At 67.6% G+C, this 17,568-nt stretch carries 14 protein-coding genes and 1 riboswitch; of the genes, 5 read left to right on the top strand and 9 right to left on the bottom strand.

All coding sequences use genetic code 11. The annotated features are described in order from the left end of the window. Nucleotides 1–123: 123 nt before the first annotated feature. From FHY05_RS16980 to rpsU, 3 genes are all read left to right on the top strand, one after another. On the top strand, nucleotides 124–1,242 hold the full coding sequence (locus FHY05_RS16980) for an L-dopachrome tautomerase-related protein (RefSeq protein WP_183945629.1): 1,119 nt from the start codon (nucleotides 124–126) through the stop codon (nucleotides 1,240–1,242). Between the two features lie 18 nt (nucleotides 1,243–1,260). Beyond that, entirely contained in the window at nucleotides 1,261–2,064 is an 804-nt protein-coding gene (locus tag FHY05_RS16975) for an SDR family oxidoreductase (protein WP_183945628.1), read from the top strand. 121 nt (nucleotides 2,065–2,185) lie between these two features. Next, nucleotides 2,186–2,386: a 30S ribosomal protein S21 gene (gene rpsU / locus FHY05_RS16970; protein ID WP_183945627.1), complete on the top strand. Its 201-nt coding sequence runs from the start codon at nucleotides 2,186–2,188 to the stop codon at nucleotides 2,384–2,386. Between the two features lie 331 nt (nucleotides 2,387–2,717). Here rpsU and FHY05_RS16965 read toward each other — a convergent pair whose 3' ends face one another. From FHY05_RS16965 to FHY05_RS16945, 5 genes are all read right to left on the bottom strand, one after another. Further along, on the bottom strand, nucleotides 2,718–3,455 hold the full coding sequence (locus tag FHY05_RS16965; protein ID WP_183945626.1) for a hypothetical protein: 738 nt from the start codon (nucleotides 3,453–3,455) through the stop codon (nucleotides 2,718–2,720). Between the two features lie 164 nt (nucleotides 3,456–3,619). Then, nucleotides 3,620–3,823 (bottom strand): hypothetical protein, encoded by a 204-nt coding sequence (locus tag FHY05_RS16960; protein WP_183945625.1) that lies wholly within the window; start codon nucleotides 3,821–3,823, stop codon nucleotides 3,620–3,622. Between the two features lie 507 nt (nucleotides 3,824–4,330). Next, on the bottom strand, nucleotides 4,331–5,140 hold the full coding sequence (locus FHY05_RS16955) for a hypothetical protein (RefSeq protein ID WP_183945624.1): 810 nt from the start codon (nucleotides 5,138–5,140) through the stop codon (nucleotides 4,331–4,333). Nucleotides 5,141–5,337: 197 nt separating this feature from the next. Further along, nucleotides 5,338–5,595, bottom strand: a complete 258-nt coding sequence (locus FHY05_RS16950; protein ID WP_183945623.1) for a hypothetical protein — start codon at nucleotides 5,593–5,595, stop codon at nucleotides 5,338–5,340. 154 nt (nucleotides 5,596–5,749) lie between these two features. Continuing rightward, entirely contained in the window at nucleotides 5,750–5,920 is a 171-nt protein-coding gene (locus FHY05_RS16945) for a hypothetical protein (RefSeq protein WP_183945622.1), read from the bottom strand. A 52-nt stretch (nucleotides 5,921–5,972) separates the two neighbouring features. Then, a riboswitch (cobalamin riboswitch) is annotated at nucleotides 5,973–6,178 on the bottom strand. 52 nt (nucleotides 6,179–6,230) lie between these two features. On the opposite strand from FHY05_RS16945, the gene FHY05_RS16940 reads away from it, so the two are divergent. Both FHY05_RS16940 and FHY05_RS16935 read left to right on the top strand, forming a co-directional pair. Continuing rightward, nucleotides 6,231–6,725 carry a DUF2946 family protein gene (locus FHY05_RS16940; protein WP_260181662.1) on the top strand — a complete coding sequence of 165 codons (495 nt, stop codon included), beginning with the start codon at nucleotides 6,231–6,233 and terminating at the stop codon, nucleotides 6,723–6,725. 81 nt (nucleotides 6,726–6,806) lie between these two features. Further along, nucleotides 6,807–9,152: a TonB-dependent receptor gene (locus FHY05_RS16935; protein WP_183945621.1), complete on the top strand. Its 2,346-nt coding sequence runs from the start codon at nucleotides 6,807–6,809 to the stop codon at nucleotides 9,150–9,152. 128 nt (nucleotides 9,153–9,280) lie between these two features. Here FHY05_RS16935 and FHY05_RS16930 read toward each other — a convergent pair whose 3' ends face one another. The 4 genes from FHY05_RS16930 to FHY05_RS16915 all read right to left on the bottom strand — a co-directional run bounded on the left by FHY05_RS16930 (nucleotide 9,281) and on the right by FHY05_RS16915 (nucleotide 17,563). Then, nucleotides 9,281–10,495 carry an acyltransferase gene (locus FHY05_RS16930; RefSeq protein ID WP_183945620.1) on the bottom strand — a complete coding sequence of 405 codons (1,215 nt, stop codon included), beginning with the start codon at nucleotides 10,493–10,495 and terminating at the stop codon, nucleotides 9,281–9,283. Continuing rightward, nucleotides 10,492–12,354 carry a glycoside hydrolase family 36 protein gene (locus FHY05_RS16925; RefSeq protein ID WP_183945619.1) on the bottom strand — a complete coding sequence of 621 codons (1,863 nt, stop codon included), beginning with the start codon at nucleotides 12,352–12,354 and terminating at the stop codon, nucleotides 10,492–10,494. The genes FHY05_RS16930 and FHY05_RS16925 overlap by 4 nt, the downstream gene beginning before the upstream one ends. Before the next feature lie 19 nt (nucleotides 12,355–12,373). Continuing rightward, nucleotides 12,374–15,244, bottom strand: a complete 2,871-nt coding sequence (locus FHY05_RS16920) for a TonB-dependent receptor (protein ID WP_183945618.1) — start codon at nucleotides 15,242–15,244, stop codon at nucleotides 12,374–12,376. A 537-nt stretch (nucleotides 15,245–15,781) separates the two neighbouring features. Further along, nucleotides 15,782–17,563: a methyl-accepting chemotaxis protein gene (locus tag FHY05_RS16915; RefSeq protein ID WP_183945617.1), complete on the bottom strand. Its 1,782-nt coding sequence runs from the start codon at nucleotides 17,561–17,563 to the stop codon at nucleotides 15,782–15,784. Between the last annotated feature and the right edge of the window lie 5 nt (nucleotides 17,564–17,568).

The raw sequence follows: 17,568 nt of genomic DNA, 5'->3' as shown, positions 1-17,568 counted from the left end.
GGCTTGCGAGTTGCAGGTCGCCACGGAAGTTCGAGCGCCTTCGCGCCTAGGACAACAAAGAAGAACAAAGCTTTGGTCGACCACGATCTCAGTATTGTCACAGTGCAAGAGGAAAGTACGTCCATGTCAAAAGCCAAGCCTTTGCTCGTCCTGGCCGCTGCTGGCGGCATCGTCGCCGCCGTCGTGGGCGTGGCGAAGGCCCAGCGTCTCAGTTCGGCTTCGCCCCTGACGCAGGTCGCACAGTTCGACCACCAGGTGACTGGGGTGGCGGTCGCGGCCGATGGCCGTCGCTTCGTAAACTTCCCGCGCTGGACGGACGATGCGCCGGTCTCGGTCGCAGAGGTCATGAAGGACGGTAAGCTCAAGCCGTACCCCGACGACCGCTGGAACGAGTGGCGTAGCGCTCGCGCCAACGAGTTGTCAGTGGAAGACCATTTCGTCTGCGTCCAGTCGATCGTGCCGGATGGCCGGGGGAACCTGTGGGTGCTCGATCCCGGCGCACCCGGGAACGAGAAGATACTGCCTGGGGCACCCAAGCTCGTGCGGATCGATCTGACGACGAACTCCGTCACGAAGGTCATCCCAATACCTGAGGACGTCGCGCTGCAAGGCACCTATTTGAACGACATCCGCTTCTCGCCCGACGCTCGCCTTGGCTACATCACCGACAGCGGGACGCGCGGCGCGGTGATCGTCGTGGATTTGGAGAGCGGTCGCAGCTGGCGCACGCTCGACGGCCATCCGTCGACACAGGTCGATAAGAACGTCACCGTGACGCTCGACGGCAAGCCACTGCGACGTCCCGATGGCCGCCAGCCGATGTTCGCTGCCGACGGCATTGCCATCTCCGCCGACGGGAAGACGCTCTTCTATCAGGCGCTGACGGGCCGGACCCTCTACTCGATCGACACCGCCCTGCTCGCAAGCGACATCGCCGAGCCGCAGCGCGCCGCCGCAGTGAAGACGGTGGCGCACACGCATGTCGCGGACGGCCTCTGGATGAGCAAGGCCGGCGTGCTCTACCTGACCTCGCCGAGCGACTATTCGATCAAGCGACTGAACGGCTCAGCCGTCGAGACCGTACTGACTGACCGGCGCCTGCGCTGGCCGGATACCTTCTCGGAAGGACCGGACGGACGGATGTACGTCACCGCGAGCCATATCCAGGATACGAACTGGTTCACTCCCGGCGCGCCAGCGTCGATACGCACGCAGCTCTTCTCCTTCGCGCCCGTCCGCTGACTCCTGAGGGTATTCGTTATGAACGACATCGCCGACCGCCCCTTCGCCGTCGTGACCGGTGGCTCGAACGGCATCGGCCTCGAGCTTGCCAAGCAGTTTCTCGGCAACGGCTTCGACGTACTCATCGCCGGCGAGGATGATCCGCACACGGCAGATGCGGCGGGCACCCTTGCGGCACTTGGCCAGGGCGAGGTGACCAGCTGGGCGGGCGATCTCGGCCGTGAGGATGCGGTGACGGCCTTCTACGAGGCGGTCCGGGCTACCGGTCGCCCCGTCGACGCGCTCTGCGTCAACGCCGGGTTCGGTCTCGGCGGCGCCTTCGTAGAGACGGACCTCGCGCGCGAACTTCAGATGATCGACGTCAACGTACGCGGCGCCGTGCAGCTCACCAAGCTCGTCCTGAAGGACATGGTTGCGCGCGATGCCGGCCGCGTCTTGTTCACCTCGTCCATCGCAGCGACGATGCCCGATCCCTTCGAGGCGGTATACGGCGCCACGAAGGTCTTCCTGCGCTGGTTCGGCGAGGCGCTGCGAAACGAGTTGAAAGATACGGGCGTGACCGTGACCGTGCTGATGCCGAGCGTCACCAACACCAACTTCTTCAATCGCGCCGAGATGATGGACACGAAGGCGGGCGCCTCTGGCAGCAAGGATGATCCAGCGGTGGTCGCGAAGGCGGGCTTCGATGCGCTGATGGCGGGTGACGACAAGGTTGTACCTACACTCAAGAACAAGGTGATGGGCGCCATCGCTGATGCATTGCCGGATAAGGTCGCCGCACAGGTCCATCGCGGCATGTCGGAGCCCGGCTCGGCCGGTTGACCGCCGAACGTTCGAACAGGTGACGACGTGCTCGGCAACCTGTCGCTCCCTCTTGGCGGCCGCTCAGTCCGGCAGTAACGCCCGACACGAACATTGCCGATCATAGCTTGAAAGAGTCCGTATGCTGATCACCGTCCGGGACAACAACGTCGACCAGGCACTCCGCGCGTTGAAAAAGAAGCTCCAGCGCGAGGGGATCTACCGTGAGATGAAGCTGCGCCGCCACTATGAGAAGCCATCTGAGAAGCGTGCGCGAGAGCATGCCGCCGCGGTCAGTCGAGCTCGCAAGGCAGATCGGAAGCGCCAAGAACGGGATCGCTGATAGGAGAGTCAGCCACTAGCCCCGATAGAGAGATGGCGGGTCACGGCGCTATTCGCGTCGCGGCAGGAGATGTGTGCGCGATTGTTCGCGCCCTGTCGGTAGCGGCCCTTCCCTCGTGCCGAGAAACCATGACCGGTCATTCAGCGCGCCGAGCCGACCCTCCCGATTTCCGCGCCTCGTTCATCATGGATAGCGAGGCGTCAGCCGGCGACAGCGGGCTACCTCCACTCTGCGCCGTGTGAGACACGCCTCCGGATGACAGGTCAGGCAAGACAAGGATGCGCTGATATCTCGCGTGGCTCCCGAAGTGACAGAAGGCCCATCTCGGAGCTCATCGGGGACCAAAAACCACCGCGAAGAGGAGAAGCGTAAGCGCGCCGGTGGCGATCACCGTCCAACTGCGTTGGATGACGAACGTCTTCGGCGCATCGGACCCTCGAGCCGCGAAACCGACGGAGATGAAGCCGGCCAGCCCTCCGAAGCTGGAAGCTGCGGCGGACATGATCGTGATGAACCATCCGACCGGGTTGAGCAGGCCGACCAAAGCCGCGCCCAACCCAGATGCCAGATAGAAGGAATGTGCGATCCTGCGACGGGCGGGCCTCGTCTCTGCCCCCGAGCCGAGCATATCGCTGAGCGCGCGGATGCCTGCTCTCACCAGAAGGATGTAGGCTAAGACACCAACGACGATCTCACCCATCCGCCAAGCGCGCGGCATCGGCAGCCAGGACAGCGAGCCGCCCGGCGCGGTACCGAGATCGCCGACGCCGGTGACGCCAGAGAAGCACAGATATCCCGCCGCGATGAACGCCTCTCCGAGCCAGATCAACCAGAGCACGAGGCGGGCATGGTCCTCTCGCGCTCGCCGCCACAGGAGGAGCGCGCTTAGCGACAGCGCGACATTGACCAGGACGCCGGCCACGGCGACGAGAGCGTCCGGCCAGCGGTCTAACCCGTCGCATTGGACGTAGAAGGCGCCGACCGCACCGGTCTTGCCGCCCTGCAGTACGCAGGCAGCGGCGTGGCCACCGATCTCGTGCCACATCGTCAGCAAGGGCATCAGCAGCATGCCCCACCCCGCCATCGTGAGCCAATCGACTTGCTGCCTCGTCGTCACACCAACCCCGATTTCCAAAAGTTGCGGAGCAGCTTAGTACGCAGGCGTTCGCGGGCAAGCGGCCGAAGAACCGCTTCGGCGATGAAGCGGCAAGTGAGTCGGGTGCTTTGACGGCCCTAGACGGTCGATGGTAGGCCGGCCAGACCGCGGAGCCGATCGACGGCGTGGATCGCGGCCACAATGCCGGCGAAGATCTTGAGGCTCTCGTCGAGCTTGACGTCGGTCGCGCCGGGCAGGTCGTGGGGCGCTGCGATCGGAGCGGTGAGCGGCTTAGTTCTACGTAGCGGGTTATGCGGCTTGGGCGGGCTCGCACTGATCAACGCGTGTCGACGTTGATCAAGGCGTAAAGGCTGTTCGTAGTCGCGACCGTTCCAGCCGGGACCCTCGCTCGCAGCGAGGACCCATTATCGGCCCCCCAGGCCCACATGGCACCCTATCGACTTCGCACGCTTGTTCATCTCGCCGCTTCAGCCTCACGGCGTTCTGCGCAGCTGTGCAGCTGGCCTGATTGGGGGTAATCGGCCGTTTGGGAAAGGCGTCCAGTCAACTACGACAAACGCTGACGCCCCCTCAACTTCAGCTGTAGGAAGACATAATCACCTCGACATCGCAGTCGCACTTTGTCGCAGCGCGATGCCGTGAACAGGACGGCGAAGTTCGGTCGGGCTCGCTTCTGTCAGCTGATCCCGCCGGCGGCTCGATGCGTCAAGCGGGCGCAAGCAGACCGGTGTGCACGGGAGTCCGGCGGGTATGACCGGGGCAGCTCGTTATCGTCTCGAAGGGGAGATGCGATCGAGGGGAGGGTATCTCCGCCACACACTGGCTTCTTAGCCGATGGCTTCCGTCGGCGGAACGAGCCGCCTGATCGCCTCCAGTGCCTCTGCCGGGTTGGGCACGCCGAACAGGTCGAGCTCCGAGACTTTGGCGTGACGCACGTGGGTGAGGACAATCCACGCGCGGCGTCCATCGCCCTCGACGAGAGCGGCGCCCTTGATCTCGGCCCCGGAGATCTCCCTGTACCGATTGCCACGCGGGCTACACCAAGCGATGCGCCGATCGGTTACGACCATGTCGCCGAATACATCGTTGACGAAGGTGCGACCGGGCTTCGACATGAGTGGCGCTACCGTGGCGCCAAGTGCAAGAGTGGCAAAGAAGCTCCAGAAGAGCTTCAGAACTGACGGGTCGGCGCCTGTCCAAATGTGTACCAGCCACCAGACATACAGGGCCGGCCCGATGCACGTCAGGACCGCCACGCCCAAGCGGATCCGGTCGATGCCGCGCAACCCCTGCTTACCCTGCCACGCGATGATCTCGCCAGGCGCCACGACAAAGCCAGGCGGCTCCGCTTGCCTTGTCGCCCATAGCAAGTACGCACCGCGAACCATCCTGGCTACCACCACGCCGGCCAAGGGCACCGCGACACTCAGCACGCCGATCTGCGCGGCTAGCTTCGGCACGGAGGTGTATGGACCGCCGCGACGCCCAACCTGCACCGTCTCACCCGAGATCAACAGTACGGAGGCGATCACTGTGGCTAGGAGAAGAAAGATCGGGAGATAGGCCGCGACCGCGAGAGCGACACGGTCGCGCGGCGGAGGCAACTGGATGCCTACTCCCTCTCTCTCTTGGCTCATCGCTCTTCCATGCGAAGGTCGTCGAGCATCGGCAAGTGGCTGACAGCCGCGACCGTGAGGGAGCATCTGCAGGCTAGAACCGCGTTCTCCTTACCCTCCTTCCAACGTCGATCGGATGTCGCGTTGAGGAAGGTAGCGGATGGGGCGCTTTGGGCGGCACCCCCACCATGCTTGTGAGGCCGACCGACGTGCATCGGCTAGCGCGCTTCTGAAACCCCGTTGAATCTACTTCGTCTCAGAAGCCATCGGCCGACCAGCAAAACTGCCGCGATGCCGCAGGCCACGAGCAAGACCCGATCACCGGTGTCGACGAAGCCAGGGCTAACGGGAGCGATTATCTTTATGCCAGCCACCTTGGCCAGAGCCAACGGGAGCCACGCGAAGCGCAGGCGGCGCCACGCCTCGACCTGCCCAAAGAGATCGAGCAACAGAGCTGCCAGGATCAACGAGGACATCACTGCCGAGGTTACGTCGCCCGTCATACGGGATCGGAGCCTTGTTGCATCGCGGGGACCTTAACGGGCGTCCGAGAACGGTAAAGACCTGTTGGCTCCGATGTGACTGACTATGGACGCTTTCGGCCCCTGCCCCCTCGGGCGGAGTGACCCGCTACAGGTCACGTAGCAGTTCCTGGCCGCTCCCAGATCCTGCCGTTCGTACCGCGCGATCATGCAGCACCCCCAGCACGAAGTCGAAGGGATCCAACGCATCCGTCTGATTGGCAACGGCGAAATCGTTTGAGAAGCGGAGGTTCACGAGATTGACCACGACGCCGAGCATCAGGTCAAGCCTGGCCGCGGCATGCGAGCGGCCAGAGCGGACACCCCGCCGGTGCACGTCATGGCGTCGAGGCAGGTCTCCTGGCTCGCGGGTCGGTGCCGATGCTCGGGCCTTCCCCGCCGCGCGAGCGACCAGTGACACGGAGCAACCCCTTGCTCGCCGCTCTCAGTTGCGGCGGCAGCGCCGGCATCGCACCGGCTTCCCGTCGTAGCTCCGGCGCGACGGGTCGACCGCAGAACCTTGACCTTCAGTGCATCGGCGAGCCGCGACGGCACGCCAAGGGCATATAGACACTTTGTGTGTGCTGCGGATGAACCCGCCTGCGGCTTGGGTCAGTCACCTGTTGTCGTCCTTCCTCAGTGACATGGCCGGCGAGCCGAGGTATCCGCGAGGCGTGGAAGCGATACGGCACCTCCTCGCGCATCGCCGCTCCGCCGTGTTCCTGTGCACGCTGGCGTTGCTGCTGAAGCTGCTGGTCCCCACCGGCTACATGATCGCTGCCGATCAAGGACGGCTGTCGCTCGTAGTCTGTTCGGGCGTCGTTCCGGCCCCCGCCGCGACCGAGATGCCGGCGATGCACGGCGATATGGCCGACCATGAGCGTGGATCGGGTCACGGCAAAGCGGAGGTGCCCTGCGCCTACGCGGGCATGACCGGCGCTGCGCTCGCGGCAACCGATCCGCTCCTGCTCGCCGCCCTGATCGCCTTCGTCGTTGCCGGCGGTGTGCTCCGGCGTGCACCGGCCACACCGCGATCTGTGGCGCGCCTGAGGCCGCCGCTACGCGGACCACCAGCCTACCTCTGACCACCCACGTCGTGCCGCTCGGGTCGGCACGCATCCTTCGTGCGCCCGACGGACCAAGTCGGGCAGGTCAAAGGTACTCCCATGTTCAGATCCCTTCAGCGTGCGAGCACCGCGGCGTTCTGCCTGCTGCTCGCCGCGCCAGCCGCGGCGCTCCCCGATCCTGCCGCCAGCGACGATGGTATCCCGGGCGGGAACGGCGACGAGGTCCTCGTCACCGCTCAGAAGCGGGAGCAGGACGTCCGCGACGTGCCGGCGAGCGTCAGCATCTTGTCCGGCGGCATCCTTCGGCTACTGAACGCGACCGACTTCTCCCGTGTCGCCGACACCGTCCCGGGCCTGGCCTTCGCGACCACCGGACCCGGCAACTCGCAGTACATCATCCGCGGGATCGGCGGGGTCGGCTTCGTGCAGTCGCCCACGACGGGCGTCTATCTCGACGAGACGCCGCTGCAGACGCGCGCGCTGCGCGGCTTCTCGCAACCGGATCCACAGCTCTTCGACGTCGCGCGCGTCGAAGTCCTGCGCGGCCCGCAGGGCGTCCTGTTCGGCTCGTCATCCATGGGCGGCCTGGTACGGATCGTGACGAACCGGCCCGACGCGTCCGCCGCGGCGGGACAAGCGACCGCCAGCGTCTCGTCCGTGCGCGACGGCGGGACGAGCTCGGACGCAAAGGGCATGCTGAACCTGCCGCTGGTCGCCGACACGCTCGCGCTCCGCGTGAGCGGGAGTGTCGTGCGGCAGGGCGGATGGATCGACGATCTTCGTCCGACCACGGGTAACCTGACGGAGAACCGGGGCACCGACCGGGTGAGGGAGGACGTCAACTGGACGCGGACGGGCACGATCCGCGGCGCGCTCCGCTGGACGCCCTCGCCCGATCTGGCGATCACGCCCAGCCTCGTCTGGCAGAGTGCCTTCAGCAACGCCGATCGGCCGCACAGTGACGCGACGTTCGGCCGCCGCGCGCGCGTCAGAGCGCGATACGCGGACACGTTCGCGCGCGACCGCTTCGTGATCGGCTCGCTGCTGATCGAGACGCACGTCGACGCGCTCGGCGGTGCGGATCTCACCGCCAGCAGCTCCTACATGGATCGCCGATCGCGGCTCTCCTTCGACGTCACCGCCTTCGACTCCCCGCTCGTCGAGGAGATCGTCGGGGCAGGTCCGGGCGGACGGCTGTTCCCCACCCCCTTGCGCGACAGAGGCGCGACGACACAGTTCACGCAGGAGATCCGCCTGGTGTCGGTCGGTACCGGGCCGCTCCAGTACGTCGTGGGCGGCGTCTACCGCGACCTCGACCAGCGCTCCGGCCGCAGGATCACCGTCTCCGACCTGTTCGGCATCGTCGCGCCGGCGCCGCTCGGCGCGAGCACGCCGCCGGTGATCCAGGACACGGCCGTGCACTTCGGTGAGAGCGAACTCGCCGGCTTCGCGGAGCTGACCTACGCCGTGACCTCGACGCTCAAGGTCGCCGCGGGCGCCCGCCTCTTCGGCTACCGCCAGCGCGAGGCGAGCAGGCGGTATGGTCTGGGCGGGCCGGCAGGCGTTGACCTCGCCTACGATTACGCGGAGCGCAATCGCGAGACCGGCGTGACGCCCCGCTTCTCCGTGAGCTACGCGCCGGGCGACAGCGCGACGGTGTACGCCAGCTTCGCGCAGGGCTTTCGCACCGGCGGAGTCAACGCGCCCATCACCGACGACATCTGCTCGCCCGCGGAACGGCGCGCCGCGGGCATCCCAGACGTGCCCCCGCCATATGGCAGCGACCGGACCGACAATCTCGAGCTCGGCGCCAAGACGCGCTTCCTGGGCGGGCGTCTGCGGGTCGACGGCGCCGCGTTCGCGATCGACTGGAAGGACTATCAGCAGGCCTTCCAGGGCGCCTGCGGCGTGAACAACGCGACCACCATCTCCTTCACCGTGAACGCCGGCCGCGTCCGCAGCCGCGGCGGCGAACTTGAAGTAACCGCGACGCCGCTCGCCGGTCTGGAGCTTCATGCCGGCGGCTCGTTCACCGATGCCACCTATCGCAACGCCGTACCCAACCTGCTGCTCGCCGCGGGATCCCGGGTGCTGGACGTGCCACGCTGGGCCTGGAACGCGCGCGGCAGCTACGACTTCGCGGTCACGGGCGCCCTGCGCGGGACCCTGTTCGCGGCGGCGCGCCACGTGGGTGGCTCGAACAGCGGCTTCGGCGAGGGCGAGGTGCTGCCGCGCCCGGCCTACACCCTCGTCGACGCGACCGCGGGCGTGAGAACCGGTAACGGTATCGGCGTCGACCTCTTCGTCACCAACCTGTTCGATGCGATCCCGGTGTTCGGCCAGGAGTTCACCACGTCGCCCGGCAACACCACCGCGACGAGCTACTTTTCCTATCTCGTCGGTCCGCCGCGAACGGTCGGATTACGGGTGTCATTGGGGATCTAGCCGGGCATGCCCCAGAGACAGGGCGTATGCGGCGCCGTGGTCCCCGCGGAGAATCCAGAAGCAGTCCGTCGTGAGATCCTGACCGCTTCGTGATGTCGGGCGCTCGTTCAGCCTCATCACCGACGCTCTCAGCCCATCGAGCGATGTCTGCTCCTCGTTGGTCGACCGCCAAGGTGACGCAACAGACGGCGGCCCAACCAGCGCCGCACCGGCTCGTCGTAGAGCTTCAGGCTGGCATAGGCGATCGCCACCGCCGCGACCACGAGCGCCGCACCGACCGGGGCGCCGAGCCGCGCGGGCACCTTCCTGTCGGCCACCCAGGCGGTGTAGACGTAGATCAGCGGATAATGCGTGATGTAGAGCGGGAACGACAGGTCGCCGAAGAAGCGCGCGATCCGCACGCTCCGTCCGCTCGCGGCCTTGTCCCCGGCGCCGATCGCGACCACGAGCGGGAACAGCAGCAGCACGCAGGCAGCATCGTACAGGCCGTTCGTCCAGTGATGCGGCGTGTCGCCCATCCGCGGCAAGGCGAGCGCGACGATCAGCAGCGCGGCGCTGATCGCGAAGGCATGCCGGTGATGCAGTCGCCAACCCGAGCGCATCAGCAGCATGCCGGCGAGGAACGGGTAGCACAGCCGCGCGAGGCCGACATGCACGCCCGCGGCGTCGAGCGACCAGCCGCCGATCAGATCGCGTCGTGGCCCGAGCAGCGCGACCTCGAGCAGCAGCACCGCCGCGAGCACCGCGAGCATGGTGAGCGCGCGCGACGACAGCCGGTGCAGCACCAGCGCATAGGCGACGTTCGCGACATATTCGTAGAACAGCGACCAGGCCGGCCCGTTGAGCGGGTGGATCTCGTCCCAGCCGCGGATATCGAGCTGTTTGGGCAGCGGCAGCAGCGTGCAGCCGAGCAGCATCACCAGCAGCATCTGCCACACCGGCGTCGCCGCGATCCGGGGGAACAGCTCGCCCGCCTGGAGATAGAAGAGCGAGGCGCCCACCAGGCTGCCCAGCACCACCATCGGCTGGAGCCGGATCAGCCGGCGCAGGTAGAACTCGCGCTGCCCCATCCGCCACCAGCGATCGTCATAGGCGTAAGCGATGACGAAGCCCGACAGCAGGAAGAAGAAGTCGACCGCGAGGTAACCGTGGTTGATGATCTGCCGCGTCGGGTCACCGCCGGCGTATGCCTCGAACGTGTGGAACATGACCACCATCAGCGCCGCGACGCCGCGCAGCCCGTCGAGCACGACATAGTGGCTCTTCCCCGGCGCCGTCGCGTCGGTCGACGTCGCCGCGGCGGGATCGATGCCCGGCGTCGCTGTCAGCGATGCGCCGCTCACGGTCGACGCACCAGCGCGACGATCCCTGCCGGCGGTACCGCGACGAGGTGCGCACCGCGCGTCAGGTCGATCAGCGTGCGCGACACCGCTCGCCCCTCGGCGTCGGTGACGCGCGCCTCGTAGCGACCGAGATCGCGCGGCGCCTCCACCACGAGCCGCGACGCCGCGGTGGCATTGACCAGGTCGATCGCGCGCGTCGGCTCATCCAACACGATGGCGCGATCGGCGTAGGCGGCGACGATCTGCTTGTCCGCGGTCGTCGCGCGGACGAGCTCGTATTGCGCGTTGATCCCTTCCGGACGGAAGCGCCCGTCGAGCAGCACGGCACGGTTGGCGCGCCAGTAAGCGAGATAGTGCGTCAGCATCGCGGCGTGCCCGGGCGTCAGCGTGTCGAGCCGCATCGACACCTGCGGCACCGCGAACAGCGTGTCGAGCAGCTGGAGCGCGGCGGTGCCGCTGGGCTCTTCGGCGTGCCACACGATCGGGTCGGCGTGGACCGGGGTGGCGCCGGCGAGCAGGCGCAGGTCGACGATCCGCTGGCGGTTGAGGATCGACTCGTTCGGCGCGTCCGAGGCGCGCAGCATGTTGCCGAAGGTGCGGATCACCGGGCCGCTATAGGGCTGGCGGAACTCGATCATGACGTCGGGGCGGATCGCGCGCAGCGCCGTCATCACGTCCACCATCAGCCGGTTGACCGCCTCGTAGACGGAGGCGATGTCGCGCCCGTCGGCGCGATCGAGTACCGTGGTCTCGTCGCTGCTGAACATGTCGATGAAGTCGAGCTTGAGCCCGTCCCACCCCCAGTCGCGCACCGCGCGGCGGAAGGTCTCGACCAGATAGGCGCGTACCTCGGGGTAGCGCGGATCGAGCACGTTGGTGCGCTGGTCGGCCCATCGCCGCAGGATCTTGCCGCGGAAGCGCGGCAGCACCGCGGCCTCGTCGCCGACCAGCGGCACCGAGAACCACAGCATGCCTTTCATCCCGCGCGCGTGCAGTGCGTCGGTGACGACGCGCATGCGTCGCAGCCGCTCGGGGTGCCAGTCGCCGGCATGCGCGTAGCCGCGGCTCGTGTCGCCGGTCTGCCAGCCGTCATCGACGATCATCACCTTGAAGCCGTGCCGCGCCGCCGCTCCAGCCTCGGCCAGCACCGTCGCCTCGTCGACCGCCTGGTGATAGCTGTACCAGGTCGAGTCGAGCGGCTCGCGCGCGCTCGGCGGCGCCGGCACGGGCGCCTTGCCGGGCTGGCGCGACCACCAGTCCGCGACGTCGCCGAGCGCGTCCGCGACCGGGATCGCGCGCGTGTCGAGGCGCAGGCTAGTGGTGTAGCGCATCAAGGGCGCGTGGCGCTCGCTGAACAGCTCGACGCTGCCGTAGACGCGCACGTCCTCCTCGCGCAGCTTGGCCGCGAGCAGCACCGGGCTCACCGCCTCCTCGGCGGCGACGGTCAGCCGGTTCTGCTCGCCGCGCCCGTAGAGCGTCAGCACCGGCGCCGCGGCGGTGAGCGTCGAGCGCAGCCGCGTCGACGCGAAATCGGGCACGATCGTCCGCCCCAGGCTCGCGTCGGGGGTCCACATCCCCGCCATGTCGACCGACGGCTGCGACCAGCGGATCGTCAGCCGCGGCGGGGGCGCGGGCGTCGCGCGCGTCAGCGTCAGCACCGCGCGCGCCACCCCCGGCGCGATCGGCTCGGCGCGCACCGCGAGCGCGAAGCCGTCGAGCTCGCCCGTGACGGTCAGCTCCAGCCCGGCGACGGTGACGCTGCGCCGCGTGTTCGTCGCCGCGGGCGTTCCCGCCTGCGCCGCCGCCGGCGCGGCCAGGAGGCAGCCGGCGAGCGCGCCGGCCAGCGCCACGTTCCTCACGTCGCCCTCTCGGTCGCGGTCAGAACTTCAGCCGCGCACCGAAATTGTAGCGCGCGCCGGTCTCCTGGAGCAGCAGGAAGCGCTCCTCGATCGCGGACCATTCGTGGATCCGCTGGTTGGTGACGTTGACGCCCTGGACGTAGATCTGGACGTTGGGTGTGATGTCATAGCCGACGTTGAAGTCGAACTGGCCGTAGCTCGAGCGGTTGCGCGGCCGCCCCTGATCCGACCGGCACGAGCGCAGATAGTCGGAGCGCCAGTTGTACGAACCGCGTGCGGACAGGCCGTACTTCTCGTAGAACACGCTGCCGTTCGCCGAGTGCGGCGAGAGGCCGTTGTAGCCGCACTCATAGTCTGCCAGCGAGGCGTCGCGCTCTGCCTTGCTCTCGACATAGGTGTAGTTGCCGGCCAGGCCGAAGCCCGACAGAGGACCGGGCAGGAAGTCGAGCGAATATTGTCCGCCGACCTCGATGCCGCGGATCCAGCCGGTCTGGCCGTTGCGCGTCCGCGTGTCCTGGAAGATGCGCCCGAAGCGCTCGACCGGCAGCGTCTGAAGCTCCAGGAAGTTGCTGAGGTCCTTGTAGAAGGCGCCGGCACTCAGATAGCTGATCGAGTTGAAGTAATATTCGAGCGAGACGTCGTAGTTGGTCGACTTGAACGGCTCCAGCGTCGGGTTGCCACCGCCCGACTGCGGCACCGAGACGCGGCCGCCGTAGGAATTGTCGACGCCGAGATCGGTCAGCGTCGGCCGCGTGACGGTCTGCGAGAAGGCCGCGCGCGCGATGAACTTGTCGGTGACGTTGAACTTGATGTTCGCCGACGGCAGCGCGTTGACGTAGCTGTTGCGGATCGCGACCGGCGTCGAGTCGCCGTAGGTGAAGACCAACGTGTCGTCGCCGCGCGTGTTGGTGATGTTGATCACCGGCTGCGCGAAGCCGCGCGACACCGTCTGCGTCCGCACCACCCGCACGCCGGCGTTGGCGCTCCAGCGCTCGCCGCCGAAGGACATGGCGATATAACCGGCGAGCAACCGCTCGTTGACGTTGGCGGTGCTGCCAACATTCTCGCGCACGCCGTACGGGCCGCCCGGCAGCGCCAGCAGGCGCGCCGCCTCGGCGGCCTGCTCCGCCGCGGTCCGGCCCTGGCGGGCGCGGGCGAGGTTGGCGGGATCGGAGAGGAAGGCGATCACCGCGTCGGTGTCGTAGGTGAAGAACTGGCCAGGCGCGTTCTGCGCGCCGGAGACGCCCTTGAGGAAGTTGTCGAGCTTGTACGGCGACAGCAGCGACTGGTCGACCGGGATGTCGTAGCCGCAATAGGCGCAATTGCCGTCGGAATTGCTGAAGAAGCGGCGGATCTTGGTGCGATCCGAATAGGCCATGCCGATCCGGACCGAGCGCAGCACGCTGTCGTGGATCTTATAGTCGGTGTCGATGTGGTATTCCGAGCTGGTGTCGCGCACGCGGTTGGCATCGATGCCGGTGAAGTGCGCGCGCATCAGCGACGGGTCGGTGATGTTGCCGAAATTGGACGCGGTGGGGACGTCGTCACCGACGTTGAGGTCGAACCGCGGACTGGTCTGCGCGAGCGAGCCGACGACGACGAACTGGGTGGGATTGCGCTGGGTCGCGCGCGTCCGCGAGGCGTCGAGCCGCACCTCGACGTCCTCGGTCGGGTTCCACTTGAGGTTGCCGCCGACCTGATACGTCTCGGTGCGGCGGTCGTTGTTGTTGACGATATTGTCGTTCTGCGAGAGCGACACGCGGTCTGCCAGCAGCGGGTTGGCGGCGAGGAACTGCTGCCCGGGCCGGTTGAAGCCGATCGCGGAGGCGGTGTCGTCGAGCTCCAGGCCGATATAGGGCGCCGAGTAGAAGTTGGCGAAGATGTTCCGATGCGTGAACACGTCGAACTTGGAGTAGATGCCGTCGACGGTGAGCAGCAGCTCGTCGGTCACCTGCGCCTGGACCGCGCCGGCCAGGTTGATCCGGCGGCGCCGATCGAGCTGGCGCGCGAAGGCGAGGTTCTGCGGCACGTTGACGGTGGCGCCGGTGTTGCCCAGCGCGCCGGTGGTCAGCCCGGCCGAGGTCGCGCTGCCGTTTACGACGTTCTGCGGGCCGAACAGCCAGCCGTCCGTCTGAATATAGTCGAGCTGGCTGCGCCGGTCGGTGTAGGAGCCCGACAGGACGATGCCGAGCGTCTTGGCCTCGTTGGTCAGCGACGTCACCGCCGAGAAATCCGGGCTGAGCTTCTCGCGCAGCGTGTCGTAGATGCCGCCCGCCGAGGCGGCGACGTGGAAGCCGCTGCGACCGTCGAGCGGGCGCGCCGTGATGACGTTGACCGTGGCCCCGATGCCGCCTTCCTGCAACTCGGGCACGCTCGACTTGAACACGTCGGTGCGCTGGATCATGTTCGACGACAGCACGTCGAACGAGAACTCGCGGCCGGGATTGTCGGTCGCCATCACGCGGCCGTTGACCAGCACCGTGTTGAACTCGGGTCCGAGCCCGCGCACGGTGATGAACTGTCCCTCGCCGCCCGAGCGGTCGATCGCGACGCCGGTGATGCGCTGGAGCGACTCGGCGATATTGGCGTCGGGGAACTTGCCGACGTCCTCGGCCGAGATGGTGTCGACGATCTGCTGCGCGTCACGCTTGATCCGCGCCGACGAGGCGAGGCTGCCGCGGATGCCGGTGACGACGATCTCGTCGGCGGCGTCGCTCTCCCCCGGGCCGACCTGCGCCGCGACCGGTGTCGGCTCCTGCGCCGTGCCGGGCGGGCCGGTGACCGGCACCCCCGCCGCGGGCTGCGCGGTTTGCGGCATGTCCTGCGCCCAGGTGGGGAAAGCGACGATCATCCCGCTGGCGAGCAGCGCTGCCTTGACTGAAACCTTCATTTCGATCCTCCCCGATGTGACGGCCGATCTGTGTCGACCTATTGTTATGATCTATCTGGTAACCAGTCTTGGCAGCCTTGAGCAAGCGCTATTCTGAGACGCTGACCTTGTCAGCGCCGCTTTCATCGACATTGTAAATTTCGTCCACTCGCCGCCGCCTCGAGCGATAGAAGAGCTTGTGCGCGCATCGGCTCAGATCAGGACGCTCACTCGGCCTACGCGACCGACATCAACAGCTATACTGGCGGCTCGCCCACAAAGCGCGCGCAAGGGATCGCCTTGCCCGATGTGAGAGGATCCAGACGCAGGTACGGACATCCGACATCGCATCGCCGAGACCGAAAACCGGCCGTTCGTTCATCTCATCGCGCGGCTGGTTGCCTCACAGCGAGGCGACCTATGCGACGATGATGCGGCTTGCTTCGCGGTCGAGAGGCGCCCGATCGATCGGATCGTCGATCCCGATCTCTTCGAGGGCCAGGCGCCGCTCCACCGTCCCGACAATCGGGCGCCCACGCCGCCCGTCACCGCTCCTCCTTACCCCGCCAGCAGCGTCTGGGTGAAGCGCTGCGCATCGCCGGCCAGCAGCGACAGGGTACGGTCGAGCGTGCGCGAGGCGTCGCGGAAATGCTCCACCGAGGCGAGGTTGCGCTGCACCGAGGTGCCTATCCGCTCGCTCGCCGTCGCCAAGGCGTGGCTGCGCTCGCGCACTTCGCCGATCCGCGCGTTGAGCTGGTCGATCGAGCGGGCCTGCCCGCGCGACATCAGCGCCACTCGGCCGGCGCCATCGTCGAGCCGCGCGATCAGGGCGCCCAAGCTGTCCGTGTTCGTCACCATGGTGCCGATCGTGCCCTGCACCGCCTCGATCGTGCGGCGCACGTCGCTGGTGGAAAGGCCCGTGCGGCTCGACAGCGACTTGATCTCCGCGGCCACGACCGCGAAGCCGGCTCCCGCGCTGCCGGCGCGCGCCGCCTCGATCGTCGCGTTGAGCGCAAGCAGGTTCGTCTGCTGCGCGATCGCGTCGATGACATCGACGATCTGCTCGATCGTTGCCGCCTGCTGCTGCGACTGCGCCACCGCCGCCTGCGCTACCTGCGCGTGGCGGTTGATCGAGCGGGCGGCGCGGCTGGTGCCCTCCACCTCCTGATCGATGTCCTCGAACGCGCACGCGAGCGACCGGGTCGCCTCGCTCGCCTCGCGCATCTCCTCGCTGAACTGGTGCGCGATCGTGTCGAGCTCGGCGGCGAGCGTACGGTTGTCGCCGGCCGAGTCGGTGAGATCGCTCGCGCTTCGGTCGAGATGCGTCATCGCGGCCTGCGCCTCGCGGATCGCTCCCGCGACCTGCTCTTCGAACGTCTGCGCCAGCACGTGCAGCGTCTCGCGGCGACGCGCCTCGGCCTCGCGGGTCGCGCGCGCCACCTCCTCGCCACGACGGCTCTCCTGGCGACGCGCCTCCTCGTGCAGCCGTGCGGTCTCGGCCGCCAGCCGCTCGGCCTCGCCGCGCTGTTGGTCATAGCGTTGCAGTGCGGTCACCATCTGGCCCAGTTCGTCGCGTCGACGCAACGCGGCGAGGTCGGGCGTCTCGCCGGCGAGCACCGCCTCGGTCGCGGCGGCGATGCTCGTGATCGAGCGAACCGTCGAGCGGCTGATCACATAGGCCATCGCCACGCCGAGCGCCGCCGCGAGCGACGACACCAGCACGATCGCGAGCAAGGTCGCCCGCGTGGCGAAGACGGCGCTAGCCGCACCCTCGTCCGCGCGCGCGACCCCGGCACGAGTCATCGCACGCAGCCGCTGCTCCACCCGGTGCGCGTTCTCGCGGAACGGCGCCACCATGGCCGCGCTGCTGGCGAAGTCGATCTCGAGCATCGAGGTGATCACGCCCACGGTGGCGCGATACTCGCCGAGGTCCGCGAGCATGCCGTCGAGCGCGGCGCGCTCGCCAGGATGGCGCGAGCGATAGCGCACCAACTCGGCACGCACGCCGTCGAGCTCGCGTTCCACCGCAGCGGCGCGCGATGGCACGTCGGTAGTGGGGGCAGCGGCCTTGGCGATCAGCAGCCGGTACAGCTCGGAGTCCGCCATCTCGAAGCGCAGTGCGACCGCATTGAGCTGGCTCAGGTCGCGCATGTCGACCTGGACGACACGGTTGACGCTCCGGTCCGCCACCACCAGCGCCGTGGCGCTCAGCGCGGCGATCAGCGCGAACAGCACCAGCATCAGCAGCGGCGTCGCCGCTACCTTGGCGGTGATCGGCCGGTCGGCGAGCCGCGCACGCCGCTCGACGCGGTCCGCTAGCGCGGAGAGCAGGGTCAGCATCGCGC

Origin of the sequence: Sphingomonas sp. BK580 (assembly GCF_014194975.1) — a bacterium.
Classification (GTDB): domain Bacteria; phylum Pseudomonadota; class Alphaproteobacteria; order Sphingomonadales; family Sphingomonadaceae; genus Sphingomonas.
This window is presented reverse-complemented; position numbering and strand designations above follow the sequence as displayed.